General features: G+C 71.3%; 14 protein-coding genes. 8 read left to right on the top strand and 6 right to left on the bottom strand.

Annotation, left to right across the window (positions count from 1 at the left end; genetic code table 11):
* Positions 1-89 precede the first annotated feature (89 nt).
* The 3 genes from ACE4Q9_RS01820 to ACE4Q9_RS01810 form a co-directional block, all read right to left on the bottom strand.
* Complete coding sequence (locus ACE4Q9_RS01820) at positions 90-509, bottom strand: hypothetical protein (RefSeq protein WP_397982416.1); 420 nt, start codon at positions 507-509, stop codon at positions 90-92.
* Positions 510-655: 146 nt separating this feature from the next.
* Positions 656-877, bottom strand: coding sequence for a ferredoxin (locus tag ACE4Q9_RS01815; RefSeq protein ID WP_397982415.1), 222 nt, complete (start codon positions 875-877; stop codon positions 656-658).
* A gap of 7 nt (positions 878-884) precedes the next feature.
* Positions 885-2,075 carry a cytochrome P450 gene (locus ACE4Q9_RS01810; protein WP_397982414.1) on the bottom strand — a complete coding sequence of 397 codons (1,191 nt, stop codon included), beginning with the start codon at positions 2,073-2,075 and terminating at the stop codon, positions 885-887.
* Between the two features lie 134 nt (positions 2,076-2,209).
* Here ACE4Q9_RS01810 and ACE4Q9_RS01805 point away from each other — a divergent pair, with 134 nt between their 5' ends.
* A complete protein-coding gene (locus ACE4Q9_RS01805) occupies positions 2,210-2,968 on the top strand; it encodes a TetR/AcrR family transcriptional regulator (protein ID WP_397982413.1) in 759 nt (252 codons plus the stop codon).
* A 51-nt stretch (positions 2,969-3,019) separates the two neighbouring features.
* Here ACE4Q9_RS01805 and ACE4Q9_RS01800 read toward each other — a convergent pair whose 3' ends face one another.
* Complete coding sequence (locus ACE4Q9_RS01800; RefSeq protein WP_397982412.1) at positions 3,020-3,688, bottom strand: TetR/AcrR family transcriptional regulator; 669 nt, start codon at positions 3,686-3,688, stop codon at positions 3,020-3,022.
* 68 nt (positions 3,689-3,756) lie between these two features.
* Here ACE4Q9_RS01800 and ACE4Q9_RS01795 point away from each other — a divergent pair, with 68 nt between their 5' ends.
* The gene (locus ACE4Q9_RS01795; RefSeq protein ID WP_397982411.1) at positions 3,757-4,638 is read left to right on the top strand and encodes an SDR family NAD(P)-dependent oxidoreductase; all 882 of its coding nucleotides are present in this window, start codon (positions 3,757-3,759) and stop codon (positions 4,636-4,638) included.
* Between the two features lie 27 nt (positions 4,639-4,665).
* Here ACE4Q9_RS01795 and ACE4Q9_RS01790 read toward each other — a convergent pair whose 3' ends face one another.
* A complete protein-coding gene (locus ACE4Q9_RS01790; RefSeq protein ID WP_397982410.1) occupies positions 4,666-5,934 on the bottom strand; it encodes a DUF2993 domain-containing protein in 1,269 nt (422 codons plus the stop codon).
* Between the two features lie 168 nt (positions 5,935-6,102).
* On the opposite strand from ACE4Q9_RS01790, the gene ACE4Q9_RS01785 reads away from it, so the two are divergent.
* The gene (locus ACE4Q9_RS01785) at positions 6,103-6,888 is read left to right on the top strand and encodes an SDR family NAD(P)-dependent oxidoreductase (RefSeq protein WP_397982409.1); all 786 of its coding nucleotides are present in this window, start codon (positions 6,103-6,105) and stop codon (positions 6,886-6,888) included.
* Between the two features lie 14 nt (positions 6,889-6,902).
* On the opposite strand, the gene ACE4Q9_RS01780 is transcribed toward ACE4Q9_RS01785, so the two are convergent.
* On the bottom strand, positions 6,903-8,420 hold the full coding sequence (locus ACE4Q9_RS01780; RefSeq protein WP_397982408.1) for an MFS transporter: 1,518 nt from the start codon (positions 8,418-8,420) through the stop codon (positions 6,903-6,905).
* A 172-nt stretch (positions 8,421-8,592) separates the two neighbouring features.
* Here ACE4Q9_RS01780 and ACE4Q9_RS01775 point away from each other — a divergent pair, with 172 nt between their 5' ends.
* The 5 genes from ACE4Q9_RS01775 (at position 8,593) to ACE4Q9_RS01755 (ending at position 16,944) form a co-directional block, all read left to right on the top strand.
* Positions 8,593-8,865, top strand: coding sequence for a hypothetical protein (locus ACE4Q9_RS01775; protein ID WP_397982407.1), 273 nt, complete (start codon positions 8,593-8,595; stop codon positions 8,863-8,865).
* Positions 8,866-8,993: 128 nt separating this feature from the next.
* Entirely contained in the window at positions 8,994-10,499 is a 1,506-nt protein-coding gene (locus ACE4Q9_RS01770) for an MFS transporter (RefSeq protein WP_397982406.1), read from the top strand.
* Between the two features lie 209 nt (positions 10,500-10,708).
* Positions 10,709-11,737: a LacI family DNA-binding transcriptional regulator gene (locus ACE4Q9_RS01765; protein ID WP_397987085.1), complete on the top strand. Its 1,029-nt coding sequence runs from the start codon at positions 10,709-10,711 to the stop codon at positions 11,735-11,737.
* Between the two features lie 1,055 nt (positions 11,738-12,792).
* Entirely contained in the window at positions 12,793-14,721 is a 1,929-nt protein-coding gene (locus ACE4Q9_RS01760) for a cellulase family glycosylhydrolase (RefSeq protein WP_397982405.1), read from the top strand.
* Positions 14,722-14,799: 78 nt separating this feature from the next.
* On the top strand, positions 14,800-16,944 hold the full coding sequence (locus ACE4Q9_RS01755; protein ID WP_397982404.1) for a glycoside hydrolase family 6 protein: 2,145 nt from the start codon (positions 14,800-14,802) through the stop codon (positions 16,942-16,944).
* Positions 16,945-16,977: the final 33 nt, after the last annotated feature.

The raw sequence follows: 16,977 nt of genomic DNA, 5'->3' as shown, positions 1-16,977 counted from the left end.
TTCGTAAGAACTTCCGGACATGCCGGTGCCGGGACGGTGAATCCGTCCCGGCACCGGTTTTTCGGGGGCTTGCGCGGAAAAGCGGTCGCTCAGCGGACCGTGACGTTGAAGACCGGGGACGCCGTGCTGCCGCTGACCATCCGCAGCTCGTTCTTGCCCTTCAGGCCCAGCTCGGCGCGGAGCGCGTAGGAGCCGTCGCGGTTGACGGGCGTGGACGCGGGCAGGGCGACCCACTTGCCGCGCTGCTTCTGCTGGAGGGTCACCGTGCCGCCCGCCTTGATGCCGGTGGTCTTGCCGGTGATCCGGAACAGCGTCCAGGCGGGCACCGAGGACACCGACGGCGTGGCCGTGATGGCGGGCTTGGCGGTCGCGGCCGCAGGGGCGGCGGCGGGAGCCGCCGTGTGGCCGGCCGGGGTGGCGGCCATCGCCGAGCCCGCGAGGGCGAGCGAGGCCGCGCCCAGGACGCCGACGACGGCAACGCGCAGGGAACGCCGCTTCATGACCATCATGAATCTGTCCTTTTCTGTGGTGAGTTCGACTGTTCACGCCAAAGGAGAGGAACATGCCGATTGGCGCGGTCACTTGGAACGACGACACCACGGGCGCGGGCGTTCACTGCTGGTTCGTCCCTGTCTTGTAACAGCCGCTCCCGGCGTCACTCGCGGGGCCCGATCTCCTTTCCGTCGGCGTCCCGCACGGTGATGGCCTGCATCGGGCAGATGTCGGCCGCCTCCAGGGCGCGTTCCTCGCCCTCCGGGATCCGCTCGCGCACCGGACGCGCATGGTCGCCGTCGAGGACGAACAGGTCCGGCGCGGTCCCCGCGCACATCCCGGACGCCATGCACTGCCCCCGGTCCACGCTCAGTCGCCAGCTCATCGCCGCCTCACCACCCCACCGGCATGACGCGGGGCCCGCGCACCAGCATCTCGGTCTTCCAGGTGATGTCCCCGGCGACGTGCAGCGACGGGAAGCGGGCCACCAACGCGCCGATGGCCTCCTGGAGTTCGAGCCGGGCGAGGGGCGCGCCGAGGCAGTGGTGCACGCCGTGGCCGAAGCCGAGGTGCGCGTTGCCCGCGCGGGTGAGGTCGAGCGTCCCGGCGTCGGTGAAGCGCAGCGCGTCCCGGTTGGCCGCCCCGATGGCGACCAGCACCGGCTCTCCGGCCCGTACCAGGGTGCCGCCGACCTCGACGTCCTCCTTGGCGTACCGGGCCTGCCCGGCACCGCTGCCCAGCGGGACGAACCGCAGCAGTTCCTCGATCGCGCCCGTGATCAGCTCGGGCTCCGCACGCAGCCGCGCCAGCGCCTGCGGGTGATCGAGCAGGGTGAGCACGAAGTTGGGGATCTGGGTGGCGGTGGTCTCGTGACCGGCCACCAGGATGCCGACGCACAGGTCGACCAGCTCCAGCTCCGACAGCCGGTCGCCGTGGTCGCGGGCCTCGATCAGCGCGGTCATCAGGTCGTCCCGCGGCTCGGCTCTGTGCGCGGCGATCAATTCGGCCATGTAGGCGCGCAGTTCCTCGCGGTTGCGGTCGAACTCCTCGGCCGTCAGTGAGCTGGTGGACAGCGCCGCGTCGCTCCACACGCGGAACTGGGGGCGGTCGCGCTCCGGCACCCCGAGCAGCCGGCAGATCACCGCCACGGGGATGGGCAGCGCATAGCGGTCGACCAGATCGACGGGCGGCCCCGCCGCCTCCATCGCGTCCAGCAGGGACGCCGTCAACTCGCGTACCTGCGGCCGGAGTTTCTCCACCTGGCGCACGGTGAACGCCTTCGCCACCAGCGAGCGCAGCCGGGTGTGGTCGGGCGGGTCCATGCTGAGGATGCCGCTGTCCCGGCGGCCCTCGGAGGCCCGCGGCTCGTCGTGTTCAAGGCTCAGCGCACGGCTGAACCGCTGGTCGCCGAGGACCAGCCGGGCATCCGCGTACCGGGTGGCGAGCCAGGCCGGCTCCCCGTACGGCATCCGTACGCGCAGCAGTCCGGGGGTGTCACGGGCGCGGTCGTACGCCTCGGACAGATCGAGGTCCTGGCCGGAGTTGAAGGGGTAGGCGAGGGGTGTCTGGTCCGTTGCCGTCACAGCTGTCTCCCTTGTGTAAGCACACGCTTACAACGCTAGGAGCCGCGCACCGGGCGCGCAACGACGCTAATCGGCCGTTACTCTGCGGGTCCGGTCGGGACGCGCGCGGGCGCGGGGCGGCGAAGGAGTAGCGGGTGGACGGCGGCGAGTACACGCAGGACCGGCACCGGAGCGCCGGCGGCGTACCGGACGGGGAGCCGCCGCAGCGCCCGCGCGACGCCAGGGAGACCCGCGCACGCATCCTGCGCGCGGCCGGCGCGGTCTTCGCCGAGCGGGGTTACGAGGCCGCCACGGTCCGGGACATCGCCGGCCGCGCCGGGGTGAACCAGGCGCTCATATTCCGCTACTTCGGCTCGAAGAAGGCCCTGCTCACCGAGGTGATGGCGCAGGACGGCAAGGCGCAGGTGAGCAGCACGCCACCCGAGCTGCTGTTCGAAACCGCGCTGCGCGGTGTCCTCGCACCCCAGGGCGGCGCCGGCGCGGACCGGCTGCTGGCCGTCTACCTCCGCTCCATCGGCGGCGCCGACGCGGCCCCGGAGACGGTCCGCGCGCTGGGCGAGGAGTACGCCGCCGCGCTCGCCGCCCTCTCGGGGGCCGAGGACGGCACCCTGCGCGCCCAGCTCGCCATGGCCTGGCTGCTCGGCATCGGCCTGATGCGCGTCGTCGTCGGCCAGGAACCGCTGGCGAGCGCCGACCCGGACACGGTCTGCGCGCACGTCCTCGCGGCACTGGACCGGCTGCTGCCGGTGGCACCGGGGGAGGAGAGGGGGCCGGGGACGCGGGCCGGGCCGTGGGAGGGGATGGAGGCGGGGACGGAGGTCGGACCGGGGGAGGAGGCGGGGGCGAAGCCGGGGGTCGGACCGGGGGAGGAGCGGCCCGGCGCGCGGTCGTAGCCGCCGCGGTACGGCGTCGGGTGCGGGCATGGGGCATCCGCCTGACCGGTCTCAGGTGGCCGCCGCCGAGCTCACCTTGAGCCCCGTGAGATACGCGCCGAGCACCCGGTTCAGCCGCGGCTCCACCTCCACCACCGCGTGGGCGAACCGGGGATCGCCGGCGTACAGCTCGCGCAGGCGGGGGCCGGGCGTGGCCATCTGCCACAGCGCCCCGGCGAGACTCGTCGCCGTCGCGATCGTGTCGACGCCCTGCTGCTCGTCGAGACCGAGCAGCCGGCCCAGTTCGCCGACGATCAGCTCGACCTCCTTCAAGGTGACGAGCTTGAAGGAGCGCACCGACTCGGTCGACACGTTCCGCTCCAGGTTCAGCGGCGCCTGCGCGAGCAGGTCGCAGAACATGGGGCGCGCCGCCAGCGTGCCCGCGAACACGGCCGCCACCTCGGCGGGCGTGGCCCCGGCCCGCCGTCCCAGGTCGGCGCGGAGCTCGGCGGACCACTCCCGCCAGCCCTCGGCGGTCAGCGCGAGGAAGATCTGCTCCCGCGTCTCGAAATAGCGCAGCAGCGCGGACTTGTGCATGCCCACGGCCGCGGCGATGTCCGTGAGGGTGACGTCCCGCACCCCCCGCACCCGGCCGAGCGTCCGGGCGGCGTCCAGGATCGCCGCTTCCCGCGCCTGTTTGGCCTCGGCACTGCGCGCACGCTGAAAGGCAGGCTCACTCATGCGGACATCATAGAAAGCGTTAAGGAAACGGTGTTGCGCTAATAAGAGAACGGTGTTGTACTAACGCTATGAGTACACAGGATTCCCGCGTCTGGTTCATCACCGGTTCGTCGCGCGGCCTCGGCCGCGCCCTGGTCACCGCCGCACTGGAGGCGGGTGACCGCGTCGTGGCCACCGCCCGCCGCCCCGAGGCCCTCGCCGAAGAACCCGCCGGGTACGGCGACCGCGTCCTGCCCCTCGCGCTGGACGTCACCAGCCCGGAAGCGGCACGCGCGGCCGTCGAGGCGGCCGTCGCCCGCTTCGGGCGCATCGACGTGCTCGTGAACAACGCGGGCTACGCGAACGTGTCGCCCATCGAGACGACCGGGGACGACGACTTCCGCGCCCAGTTCGAGACCAACTTCTGGGGCGTCTACCACGTCACCAAGGCCGCCCTCCCGGTCCTGCGCCGGCAGGGGGCGGGCACCGTCGTGCAGTTCTCCTCGACCGGCGGCCGGGTCGGCGGCTCGCCGGGCATCGCGTCGTACCAGGCGGCCAAGTTCGCCGTGGACGGCTTCAGCCGGGTGCTGGCGACGGAGACCGCGCCGTTCGGGGTGCGGGTCATGGTGGTCGAGCCGAGCGGCTTCGCCACCGACTGGGCCGGCTCCTCCATGACCGTCCACGACGTGCCCGAGACCTACGACGCGACCGTGGGCGCGATGAACCGGCTGATGCGGCAGAACACGGCCGGCGCGGCCGGTGACCCGCGCCGCGCCGCCGAGATCATCGTCCGTACCGTGCGGCGCGGTGACGTCCCGGGCCATCTCCTGCTCGGGGTGAACGCCGTGACCATGGCGCTGGACTACTCCCGCCGCCAGCTCGCCGAGGCGGGCGCCTGGGAGGAGGTCAGCCGCTCGGCCGACTTCGGCCAGCCCTACCCCGTACCGCTCCCGTCGCCGGAGCCCGCGTGAGCGCGGGCCCGTCCCGTCCGGCGCCGCTCACTTGCCGAGCAGCAGCCCCGCCCCGCTGACGTAGACGTGCACCCCGTCCTTGTCCACCGCGACCCGCTGGACGCGCAGCGCACCGGAGGGCGGTTCGGGTACCCGGAAGGCGAAGTCGAACCGGTCGGCGATCTGCGGGCGGGTCAGCTTGGTCAGCGAGGCGAGCAGGGACAGGTCGACGCCGAGCCGCTTGAGCACCTCGGGGTGGGCGAGCGCCAGGTCCACCAGGTTCAGCCGGGTCAGCTGGTGCAGGAAGCGCGGTGCGCCGGTGAGCCGGTGGAGTTTGTCCTCGTCGTGCAGCGCGGCGTCCACCGCGCTGTCCGGCACGCCCAGGCCGTGCACGATCTCCGGGACGCCCAGCAGCGCCTTGATCTTGTCCGCCTCCCGTGTGACCCGGCGCGCGGCGGTCCTGGTGAGGTGCAGCCCCTCGGTAGGGCCGGTACCGGGCCGGTAGGTCGCCAGGTCGCCGATGTCCAGCCGTATCCCGTCCACCGAGGTGCTGATGCCGCGGTCCCCGTCGCGCCCGACACGGGCGTCGGCGCGCACCCGCACATCCTGCCCGGCGACGCGCAGCGAGCCGAGCGCCCTGATCCGGTCGGGGCCCAGTGCGCTGAACGCCACCTGGGAGGCGCCCAGTTCACGGTTCATGTCGGCGAAGGACAGCAGGACTTGGCCGTGCAGCCGCTGGACGAGGGCTCCGCGTACGGCAGTCGGCCCGTCGCCGTCGATGCGTATGCCGTGCGCGGTGGCGGTGACCTGGGTCAGGGTGACCCGGTTGGCCGGCACGTCCGGGACGGTGATCTGGACCGAGTCCAGCCGCTGGTCGAGCAGTTGGGTCAGGAAGGGGAAGCCGCCGATCCGCACCTCGGGCGCGGCGGTCAGATGCAGCCGGTCCTTGAGCCGGTCGGCGGCCTGGCGCTCGGCGTAGAGCAGTGCCCAGCGGTCGGCCAGGGCGACGAGGCAGGCGAAGGTGAGCGCCCAGACGGTCAGCCTGAGCAGGGTGGGCAGCCCGGTGGCGCGGTTGCGGCGGCGGCCCCGGCGCCTGTGGTTGGGTGGCGTCCAGGGCTCGTCGGCATCCTTTTCCGGCCGGTCCGGGGCGTCGTCCGCGCGCAGGAAGTCGTCCAGCGCACCGTCCGCCGGATGGCCGGGGGGATCGTCCGCGAGCGCGGCCAGTTCGTCGTACGGACTTCGCCCGGACGGAACCCGGTCGGGGCCGGGTCCGTCGGAGTGAGTCGTGTGATGCGTCGGTGTGTGGGGGGTACGCATCGGCAGATTTGATCACATAACCCTACCGGGCCCGCAACTCTGACGAGGGGCCGGACCGGGAATGGCCCGATTCGCACGCGCTATCGAGTAGCGCTCAACTCGCTTGTGCCCGGCCGCCGTTGGACACTGTCGGCGACGGGTCCGTGAAGGACGGAAAGGAAGACCTCCATGACGGCACGGCAGGGCGGGCGTTTCGCGGGCAGGACGGCGGTGGTGACCGGCGGCAGCAGGGGCATCGGGGCGGCGGTCGCCACCCGCCTGGCGGCGGAGGGGGCGGCCGTCGTCATCGGCTACCGCAGCAACCGGGCGGCGGCCGACGCGCTGGTCTCGGCGATCGAGGCGGACGGCGGAAGAGCCCTCGCCCACGGCGCGGACGTGGCCGACCCCGCCCAGAGCGAGGCACTGATCGAACGCGCGGTCACGGAATTCGGCCGGCTGGACGTACTGGCCTCCTGCGCCGGCATCGAGCACTTCGGCGCCCTGGAAGACCTCACCCCGGCCGAATTCGACCGCGTCTTCGCCGTCAACACCCGCGGCCAGCTGTTCGCGGCCCAGCACGCCGCCGCCCGGATGGGGGAGGGCGGCAGGATCGTGCTCACCTCCTCGGTCAGCGCCTCCCGCGCGGTCTTCGCGCACACTCTGTACGCCGCCTCCAAGGCCGCCGTGGAGGCCATGGTCCTCAACCTCTCCGCCGAACTGGGCCAGCGCGGCATCACCATCAACGCGATCGCCCCCGGCGGCACCGACACCGACATGGCGGCCGAGAACTCGGCCGGATACCAGCACCCCCGGCTGCGGGGCGAGATGCCGCTCGGGCAGTGGCTGTCGGTGCACGGCGCGCTCGGCCGGCTGGCCACGCCCGAGGAGATCGCCGCGGGCTACGCCTACCTGGCCAGTGATGACGCCGCTTACATGACCGGCCGCACGCTCGCCCTGGACGGCGGTTTCTTCTGAGCCGTCGTCAGTGCTCACGACTGGCCGGAGCGCACCGGGTCGTCGGCCGCCTCCCGCGGCCGCTTCCCGTCCCCCGAGCGCGTCAGCCGGTCCCGCTGCCAGTCGAACGTGGCGAGCGCCAGGGACGCCACCATGCCGATGAGCGCGGCACTCAGCGCCATGACGACGGCGGTGCGGTAGTCGTGGTGCCGGCCGAGCATCAGGTAGTAGAGGCCGGGCAGCGCGGCCGTGCCCACCGCCGCGCCGAGCCGCTGCCCGGTCTGGAGCGCGCCGCCCGCCGCGCCCGCCATCCGCACCGGTACGTCCCGCAGCGTCATCGTGAAGTTCGGCGAGACCACGAAGCCGCCGCCGATGCCGCCGAGGAACAGCACCGGGGCGGCGACCCAGGGGGCGATGCCCAGGTCCACGTAGTGCAGCAGCACCGCGGTGCCGCCCAGGCCGAGGATCACCCCGGCGAGACCGCACACGGTGAGCAGCCGGCCCAGCCGCTCCACCAGCCGCCCCGCGACCACGGCGGCGACCGCCGAGCCCACGGCGAACGGGGTCACGGCGAGCCCGGAGCGCAGCGGGGAGAAGCCCAGACCGTGCTGGTAGAAGAGGGCGAAGACCAGCCACACCCCGCTGAATCCGATGAAGTACAGCGTGCCGACGCCCGCGCCGACCGCGTAGCCGCGCACGGTGCTGAACAGCCGCGGATCGAGCAGCGGCTGATCGCCCCTGGCCACCAGACGCCGCTGCCACTGCGCGAAGACCAGCAGCACGACGACACCCGCGGGGAACAGCCACCACAGCCGGTCGATCCCGCCGGAGTCCGCCTGGACCAGCGGAAACATCAGCGCGAGCACCCCGAGACCGAGGAGCAGGACACCGGCGGCGTCCACATGGCCCCGGCCGGACCCCCGCACGCGCGGCAACAGCCGGCGGCCGAGCAGCACGGCGAGGATGCCGATGGGCACATTGACGTAGAAGATCCACCGCCAGCCGTCGCTGCCGGAGGCCAGCGCGAGGATGGCGCCGCCGGTGATGGGACCGACGGCGGAGGAGATGCCGACGGTCGCGCCGAAGAAGCCGAAGGCCCGGCCGCGCTCGGCACCCCGGAACAACTGCTGGATGAGGGCGGAGTTCTGGGGCGCCATGAATCCGGCCGCGAGTCCCTGGGCGAGCCGGGCCACCACCAGCAGAGTGATGTCGGGGGCCGCCCCGCAGGCCGCGCTGAACAGCACGAAGGCGCTGAGCGCGAGCAGGAAGATACGGCGCCGGTCCAGGGCGTCGCCGAGCCGCCCCGCGGTGACGAGCGCGAGGGCGAAGGTGAGGGCGTACCCCGACACCACCCACTGCACCTGGGCCGGGGAGGCCCCCAGATCCCGCTGGACGGTGGGCAGGGCGACCGCCACGATCGTCACGTCCAGCAGGCTCATGAAGCCCGCCACGAGCGTCACCCACAGGGCCCGCCACCGGCGCGGATCCGGCTGGTAACCGTCGTCCTGAGCCCCCTGGCCGCGGCCTTCCGCCGCCGGCGTCGACGTACTCACCTGGGCTCCTCTCGGCTGGGGCCCCGTCCGGAGGGTTCAGGTTCCCCGCCGGGGCTCGAGCACACACCTCTCGGTGCAACCGCAAAGTGCGGGAAGAAAATCCGCCCCGCACCGACCGGCGCTCCGGCTGCGGCAAGATCCCGTTGTCAGTGGCGGCTGCGAGGCTTGGACCATGAACGGTGACGACGAGCAGCTGCTGCGCGGCCGGGTCTACGGCCATGACCACGAGGATCCGGGCCCGCGCCCGGACCGCAGGTATGCCGAACTGGTCGGCGGGCCCCTGGACGGCCTCCTCCTGGACATCACCGACCGGCCCGGCGACGCTCCCGCCACCGGCGTCCCGCTGCCGACCGAGCTGGGCCGGTTCGGCACCGGCGGCCGGGCGATGTACACCCCGCGCCCCAGCGACCCCGGCCGCCTCGACTGGAGCGGCGACATCCCCTGAGGACCACCGCACCGCAGTGTCATCCACCCACAGTAGCCGACCGGATGCGGTACGAAGCGGTGCGTTTGAGCGCGTGAGTTCTGCGCAGGCGTGCGTGTGCAATGCGTTTCGGCGAAAGGAACACCGTGATGACGGCGACTGACCACGACAATCCCGTGGATACGGCGGATCCCGCCGCGGTCAGACGCCACCGGATGCTCTTTCGTGCCATCGAGAAGCGGCGCAATCCGAAGCTGCGCCGCAGCGACATCACCGTGACCGACGAAGCGGCGGTCAAACGCGCCACGAAGGCCGCCGCGCTCGGCAACGCGATGGAGTGGTACGACTTCGGCATTTACAGCTATCTGGCGGCGACCCTGGGCAAGGTCTTCTTCCCCTCGGGCAACCACACCGCCCAGTTGCTCAGCACCTTCGCGACCTTCGCGGTCGCCTTCCTGGTGCGGCCCATCGGCGGCATGGTCCTCGGGCCGCTCGGCGACAAGATCGGCCGCAAGACCATCCTCGCCCTCACCATGATCATGATGGCGATCGGCACCTTCGCCATCGGCCTGATCCCCTCGCACGCCGCCATCGGCATCTGGGCCCCGGCCCTGCTGATCTTCTTCCGCCTGGTGCAGGGCTTCTCCACCGGCGGTGAGTACGGCGGCGCCTCCACCTTCATCGCGGAGTACGCCCCCGACAAACGGCGCGGCTACTTCGGCAGCTTCCTGGAGTTCGGCACGCTCGCCGGCTACGTGGGGGCGTCCGGCCTGGTCGTCGCCCTGACCAGCTTCCTCAGCGACGACCAGATGCTGCACTGGGGCTGGCGCGTCCCCTTCCTGGTCGCGGCCCCGCTCGGCTTCATCGGCCTGTACCTGCGGCTCAAGCTGGACGAGACGCCCGCCTTCCAGAAGCTGGAGGGCGGCATGGCGAAGGCCACCGAGGCCGCTGACGCGGTGGAGACCTCGGCCGCCGCCGACCTCGGCAAGATCTTCACCCGCTACTGGCGGCCGCTGCTGCTGTGCGTCGCCCTCGTGGCGGCGTACAACATCACCGACTACATGCTGCTGTCGTACATGCCGACCTACTTGTCCGACGAACTCGGCTACGACACCAACCACGGGCTGCTGATCCTGCTGATCGTGATGGTCCTCCAGATGTGCGTCATCAACCAGGTGGGCCGCCTCTCGGACCGTTTCGGCCGCAAACCCCTGCTGATGACGGGAATGCTCGGCTTCCTGGTCCTGTCGGTGCCCTCGTTCCTGCTCATCCGGCAGGGCGACATCGCCCTGATCGGCCTGGGCCTGCTGCTGATGGGCCTGTCCCTGGTGGCCATGCTCGGCACCATGTCCGCGGCCCTTCCGGCGATCTTCCCGACGCACGTCCGCTACGGCTCCCTGTCGGTCGCCTACAACTTCTCCACCTCCCTGTTCGGCGGCACCACCCCGCTGGTGATCACGGCCCTGCTCGGCGTCTTCCACACGAACCTGGTGCCGGCCTTCTACGCCATGGGTGCGGCGGCCGTGGGTGTCATCGCCGTCCTGTGCATGACGGAGACGGCGAACAAGCCGCTGGCCGGCTCCCCGCCGTCCGTGGAATCGGAGGCGGAGGCCGCCGAACTGGTCCGGGCCCAGTCGCCCGACCCCAAGTTCTGACCCGCTGACCACCCGTCGACCGCCGGGCGCCGCACCGCGCCCGGCGGTCCGGCTTGATCAAACCGGCCTTTATCTGGGAGCGCTCCCGTGGGAGCGCTCCCAGATTGGCATAATGAAGGTCCTCCGTTCCCGAGGCCGTGTCAAGGGAACGAACACTTCGAGTCGGTGCGACTGACGGGTTGTCATCCATGGTGACGGGCAAGGGCGCGATGGCTGCGGGCGAGGGGCGGGGCGGCCGGCCGACGCTGGAGATGGTCGCCGCGCGGGCCGGTGTCGGGCGGGGCACGGTCTCGCGGGTGGTCAACGGCTCCCCGCATGTCAGCGCCCAGGCGCGGGCGGCCGTGGAGGCGGCGATCGCCGAGCTCGGCTACGTGCCGAACCGCGCCGCCCGCGCGCTGGCCGCCGATCGCACGGACGCGGTCGCCCTGGTCATCCCCGAATCGGAGACCAGGCTGGGCGCCGAGCCGTACTTCCTGGACATCGTGCGCGGGGTGAGCACCGAACTCGCCGATACGGACATGCAGTTGCTGCTCACCCTGGTCCGCACCCCGCGCGAACGCCAGCGCCTGGGCCAGCACCTGGCGGCCCGCCGCGTCGACGGCGTGCTGCTGGTGTCCGTGCACGAGAACGACCCGCTGCCCAGCCTGCTGGAGCGGCTGCGGGTGCCGACCGTGCTGAACGGCCGGCGCTCGGAGCGGGAATGGATGTCCTACGTCGACGCCGACAACGTGGGCGGCGCTCGGTCGGCCGCCGAGCACCTGCTCGGTCTGGGCCGGCGGACCGTCGCCACCATCACCGGACCCCTGGACATGTACGTCGCCCGCTGCCGCCTCGACGGCTACACCCAGGCGGTGAACTCCGCGGGGCTGGGCGGCGGCACCTCGCTGGTCGCCCACGGCGACTTCACCGAGGAGGGCGGCCGCACCGCCATGCGGGCCCTGCTGGAGCGGCACCCCGGCATCGACGCCGTCTTCGCCGCCTCCGACGTCATGGCGAGCGGCGCCCTGCACGTCCTGCGTCAGTCGGGGCGGCGGGTGCCCGAGGACGTGGCGCTGGTCGGCTTCGACGACTCCGCGGTGGCCCGGCACGCCGACCCGCCGCTCACCAGCGTGCGCCAGCCGACCGAGGAGATGGGCCGCACCATGGCGCGGGTACTCCTGGAAGAGATCGAGTCCCGCAACGGCATCCGCCGCCATGTGGTGCTCTCCACGGAGCTGGTGGTACGCGAGTCCGCCTGAGCGGGGCACGGGGGACCGCCACGGCGGCCGGCCATCGCTCCGGGACCGGCCCACTTCGGGTTCGCGGGCCAGGCGGGGAGGTTGCCCTGGTATCCGGGTGCCGCCTGGGGGCTGGGCCCGCCTCGGCGCTCGCGGGCCAGGCCGGGTGGCCGTTCCGGCATGGGGGCGCCGTTGCGGGACCGACCTGCCCGCGCCGGGGAAGTGTTTCGGTGCCATGCGCCACGTCGGGAGGCGGTTTCCGGATCTGTGTGCCGCGCTGGGAGACCGTTCCGGCGTTCGCCCTGCCGAGCCGGGAGGCCGTTCTCGCGCCGGGCCGCCGCTCCGGGGTCGGCTCACCACCGGCACTCGCCGGCCATGCCGGGAGGCTGCCGGCATCCCCCCGCCGCGCCGGCAGACCGTGGCGGCTTCGCCTGCCGCGCCCAGGGAGCGCTTCGGCATCCGTGCGCCGCGTCGGCCGGGCGTTCCGGTGGTCGTCCGCTGCAGCCGGGGGAGCGCACCGTGTGGCGCGGGGTCACCCCCTTCCGCGCATGTGCCGAATGGCTGTTTCTCCGCCCTGCCTCCGGCGCTGCGCGGCGACCGGTTCCCGACGGCCCGATGGCGGCTGCCCGGCGGTAGGCGTCGCTCCCGTCGCGCATAAGCGCCGGATGCGGCGAGTGCACCGTGGTCCAGTGCCGTGCCCCTCAGCCGGAGGCGAGCGCGCGGGCCCCGCACCGAGCGGGCGCGTGAACTCGCCATTGCGCTCAGGCTTCACCGGGCCCCCTTCACAGCGCTGTTTCGAGTTGTTACTTTCCTCACTTACTGGGAGCGCTCCCACGCTCAACGCCATGGAATCAAGCCGGAGTTGATCGTCGCCGCCACCAACCGGACGCGGCCTCCGGCCCGTTCACTCGAGGCGGCGCTCACCGGCGCAGCACCACCGCGTTCGAACCGCACCGCGCCCCGCCAGGGGAGACGGCGCGGCAGCGAAGTCACTCAGCACGGGGCACGCCCTACAAGAGGAGTTGGCTGCTATGAGACCTGCGGACTTGGGCCCACCTCGGCGGCGGTACACGGCCATGGGTGTCGTGGCCGCGATCCTGCTCACCCTGCTGGCCGCCGTGTCCGGCACGGCGCCCGCGCGGGCGGCGGGCACCGCGGGAGCGGGCTACTGGCACACCAGCGGTCGTCAGATCGTGGACGCGAACGGCAACTCGGTGCGCATCGCCGGGATCAACTGGTTCGGGTTCGAGACCGACAACCACGTGGTCCACGGCCTGTGGTCACGGGATTACAAGAGCATGCTCGACCAGATCGCCGCGACCGGATACAACACGCTGCGCATCCCGTATTCCGACGACATCTTCAAGTCCGGCACGATGCCGTCCAGCATCGACTTCTCCGGCGGCAAGAATGCCGACCTCCAGGGGCTCGACTCCCTTCAGGTCCTGGACAAGATCGTGGCTTACTCGGGGCAGATCGGCCTGAAGGTGATCCTCGACCGGCACCGGCCGGACTCCAGTGGCCAGAGTGCCCTGTGGTACACGAGCAGCGTCCCGGAGTCGACCTGGATCGCCAACCTCAAGTCACTCGCGGGCCGTTACGCGAACAATCCCACGGTCATCGGCATCGACCTGCACAACGAGCCGCACGGTCCCGCCTGTTGGGGCTGCGGTGACACGACCGTCGACTGGCGGCTCGCCGCCGAGCGGGGCGGCAACGCGGTGCTGTCGGTCAACCCCAACCTGCTGATCTTCGTGGAGGGCGTCCAGACCTACAACGGCGACTCCACCTGGTGGGGCGGCAACCTGGAGGGCGCCGGCACCTACCCGGTCCAGCTCGATGTGGCCAACCGCGTGGTCTACTCGGCCCACGACTACGCCACCAGCGTCTCCAACCAGCCCTGGTTCAGCGACCCGTCCTTCCCGAGCAACATGCCCGGCATCTGGGACAAGTACTGGGGCTACCTCTTCAAGAACGACATCGCCCCCGTCTGGGTCGGCGAGTTCGGTACGACGCTCCAGTCGACCACCGACCAGACCTGGCTGAAGGCCCTGGTCGACTACCTCCGCCCGACCTCGCAGTACGGAGGCGACAGCTTCCAGTGGACCTTCTGGTGCTGGAACCCCGATTCCGGCGACACCGGCGGCATCCTCAAGGACGACTGGCAGACGGTGGACACCACCAAGGACGGCTACCTGGCGTCCATCAAGGCCCCCGGATTCGGCACCGGCACCGGCGGCGGTACGGACACCACCGCGCCGTCCGCGCCGACGGCTCTGGCGGTGTCGGGGACGACGGCTTCGAGTGTGTCGTTGAAGTGGTCGGCGTCGACGGACAACGTGGGGGTGGCCGGGTACGACGTGTACCGGGGGGCCACGAAGGTGGGCAACACGACGTCCACGTCGTATACGGACAGTGGTCTGTCCGCGTCCACGTCGTACTCGTACACGGTGAAGGCGAGGGACGCGGCGGGGAATGTGTCGGCGGCTTCCAGTGCGGTGTCGGCGACCACGGCGGCGAGTGGCGGTGGTGGTGGTACGCCGGGCACGGGTGCGGTGAAGGTGCAGTACAAGAACAACGACAGCTCCCCGGCCGACAATCAGATCAAGCCGGGGCTGCGGGTCGTCAACACCGGAAGTTCGGCGGTGGATCTGTCGAAGGTGACGATCCGCTACTACTTCACCGGTGACGGCGGCGCCTCCACCTTCACCACGTCCTGCGACTATGCGGCCGTCGGCTGTTCGAACGTCACGCAGAAGGTCGTCGCGCTGTCCTCGCCGAAGGCGGGTGCGGACCACTACGTGGAGATCGGGTTCACCTCCGGCGCCGGCACTCTGGCCGCGGGGGCGAACACCGGGGACATCCAGAGCCGGATCAACAAGACGGACTGGTCCAACTTCAGCGAGAGCGACGACTACAGCTACGCGACCAACACCGCCTATACGGATGCCACCAAGGTGACCGTGTACGTCGACGGCACCCTCGCAAGCGGCATCGAACCCTGAGTTCTCCCTCCCCGAGCGGCGCGTGGTGTGCCGTACGGCCGCATCGCGCGCCACCACACCCCATGGAAGGAACCCTTGGTGAAGAAGCTTCCACCTCCCCCGAGATCCAGGCTCACCCGCGGCTCCGCGGTGCTGTCGGCGCTCGCGCTCGGCTCCGGGCTGGCCCTGACGTTCGACGCGCCGGCCGCCTCGGCCGCCACCGCCCGAGTGGACAACCCCTACGTGGGCGCGACGGCTTACGTGAACCCCGAATGGTCCGCGAACGCCGCCGCCGAGCCCGGCGGCAGCGCGGTCGCCAACACGCCGACCGCGGTATGGCTGGACAGCATCTCGACCATCCAGGGCACCAGCGGCCGGATGGGCCTGCGCGACCACCTCGACAAGGCCGTGTCCGAGGGCGCCAATCTGATCACGCTGGTCATCTACGACCTGCCGGGCCGGGACTGCTCCGCGCTCGCCTCCAACGGCGAGCTGGGCCCGACCGAGATCGGCCGGTACGAGACCGACTACATCGATCCGATCGCCAAGATCCTCGCCGATCCGGCCTACGCCAACCTGCGGATCGTCAACGTCATCGAACCCGACTCGCTGCCGAACCTGGTGACCAACGCGGGCGGTACCGCCGGCTCCACGTCGCAGTGCGAGACGATGAAGGCGAACGGCAACTACGAGACCGGCGTCGGCTACGCGCTGAACCACCTGGGCGCAATACCCAACGTGTACAACTACATCGACGCCGGCCACCACGGCTGGCTTGGCTGGGACACCAACCTCGGTCCGGCCGCCGACGAGTTCTACAAGGCCGCCAACACCGCCGGCGCCACGGTCAACGACGTCCAGGGCTTCATCGTCAACACGGCCAACTACTCGGCGACCGTGGAGCCCAACTTCAAGGTGACCGACACCGTCAACGGCACGACCGTACGCCAGTCGAAGTGGGTGGACTGGAACCAGTACGTCGACGAGCAGTCCTACGCCCAGGCGCTGCGCACCACACTGGTGGGGAAGGGCTTCAGCTCCGGCATCGGCATGCTGATCGACACCTCCCGCAACGGCTGGGGCGGCTCCGCCCGGCCGGCCGGCCCCGGCCCGACGACCTCCGTGGACGACTACGTCAACGGCGCCCGCATCGACCGCCGGATCCACGCCGGCAACTGGTGCAACCAGAGCGGCGCCGGCCTCGGCGAGCGGCCGACCGCGGCCCCGGCCGCCGGGATCGACGCCTATGTGTGGGTGAAGCCTCCGGGTGAGTCGGACGGTTCCAGCCAGCCCATCGACAACAGCGAGGGCAAGGGCTTCGACCAGATGTGCGACCCGAGTTACACGGGCAACGCGCGCAACGGCAACAACCCGACCGGCGCCCTGCCGAACGCCCCGCTGGCCGGGCACTGGTTCTCCGCCGAGTTCCAGCAGCTGCTCCGGAACGCCTACCCGCCCATCTCCGGCGGCGGTGGCGGCGGCGGTACGGACACCACCGCGCCCACCGCGCCGACGGGTCTGGCGGTGTCCGCGACGACCAGTTCGAGCGTGTCGCTGAAGTGGACCGCTTCGACGGACAACGTCGGGGTCACCGGGTACGACGTGTACCGAGGCTCGACCAAGGTCGGCAGCACCACGTCAACCTCGTACACGGACAGCGGTCTGTCCGCGTCCACGTCGTACTCGTACACGGTGAAGGCGAGGGACGCGGCGGGGAATGTGTCGGCGGCTTCCAGTGCGGTGTCGGCGACCACGGCGGCGAGCGGTGGTGGTGGTACGCCGGGCACGGGTGCGGTGAAGGTGCAGTACAAGAACAACGACAGCTCCGCGACCGACAATCAGATCAAGCCGGGGCTGCGGGTGGTGAACACCGGGAGTTCGGCGCTGGATCTGTCGAAGGTGACGATCCGCTACTACTTCACCGGTGACGGCGGCGCCTCCACCTTCACCACGTCCTGCGACTATGCGGCCGTCGGCTGTTCGAACGTCACGCAGAAGGTCGTCGCGCTGTCCTCGCCGAAGGCGGGTGCGGACCACTACGTGGAGATCGGGTTCACCTCCGGCGCCGGCTCCCTCGCGGCGGGGGCGAACACCGGGGACATCCAGAGCCGGATCAACAAGACGGACTGGTCGAACTTCAGCGAGAGCGACGACTACAGCTACGCCACCAACACCGCCTACGCCGACGCGACAAAGGTGACGGTGTACGTCAACGGCACCCTCGCGGGCGGCATCGAACCGTAAGCCGGGGACGCCTGAGGGGTTGGTTCGCCCAGT

The organism is Streptomyces sp. AM6-12 (assembly GCF_044327085.1).
GTDB lineage: Bacteria > Actinomycetota > Actinomycetes > Streptomycetales > Streptomycetaceae > Streptomyces.
The sequence above is the reverse complement of the archived record's forward strand: the minus strand, read 5'-3'. Positions and strand labels throughout refer to the sequence as shown.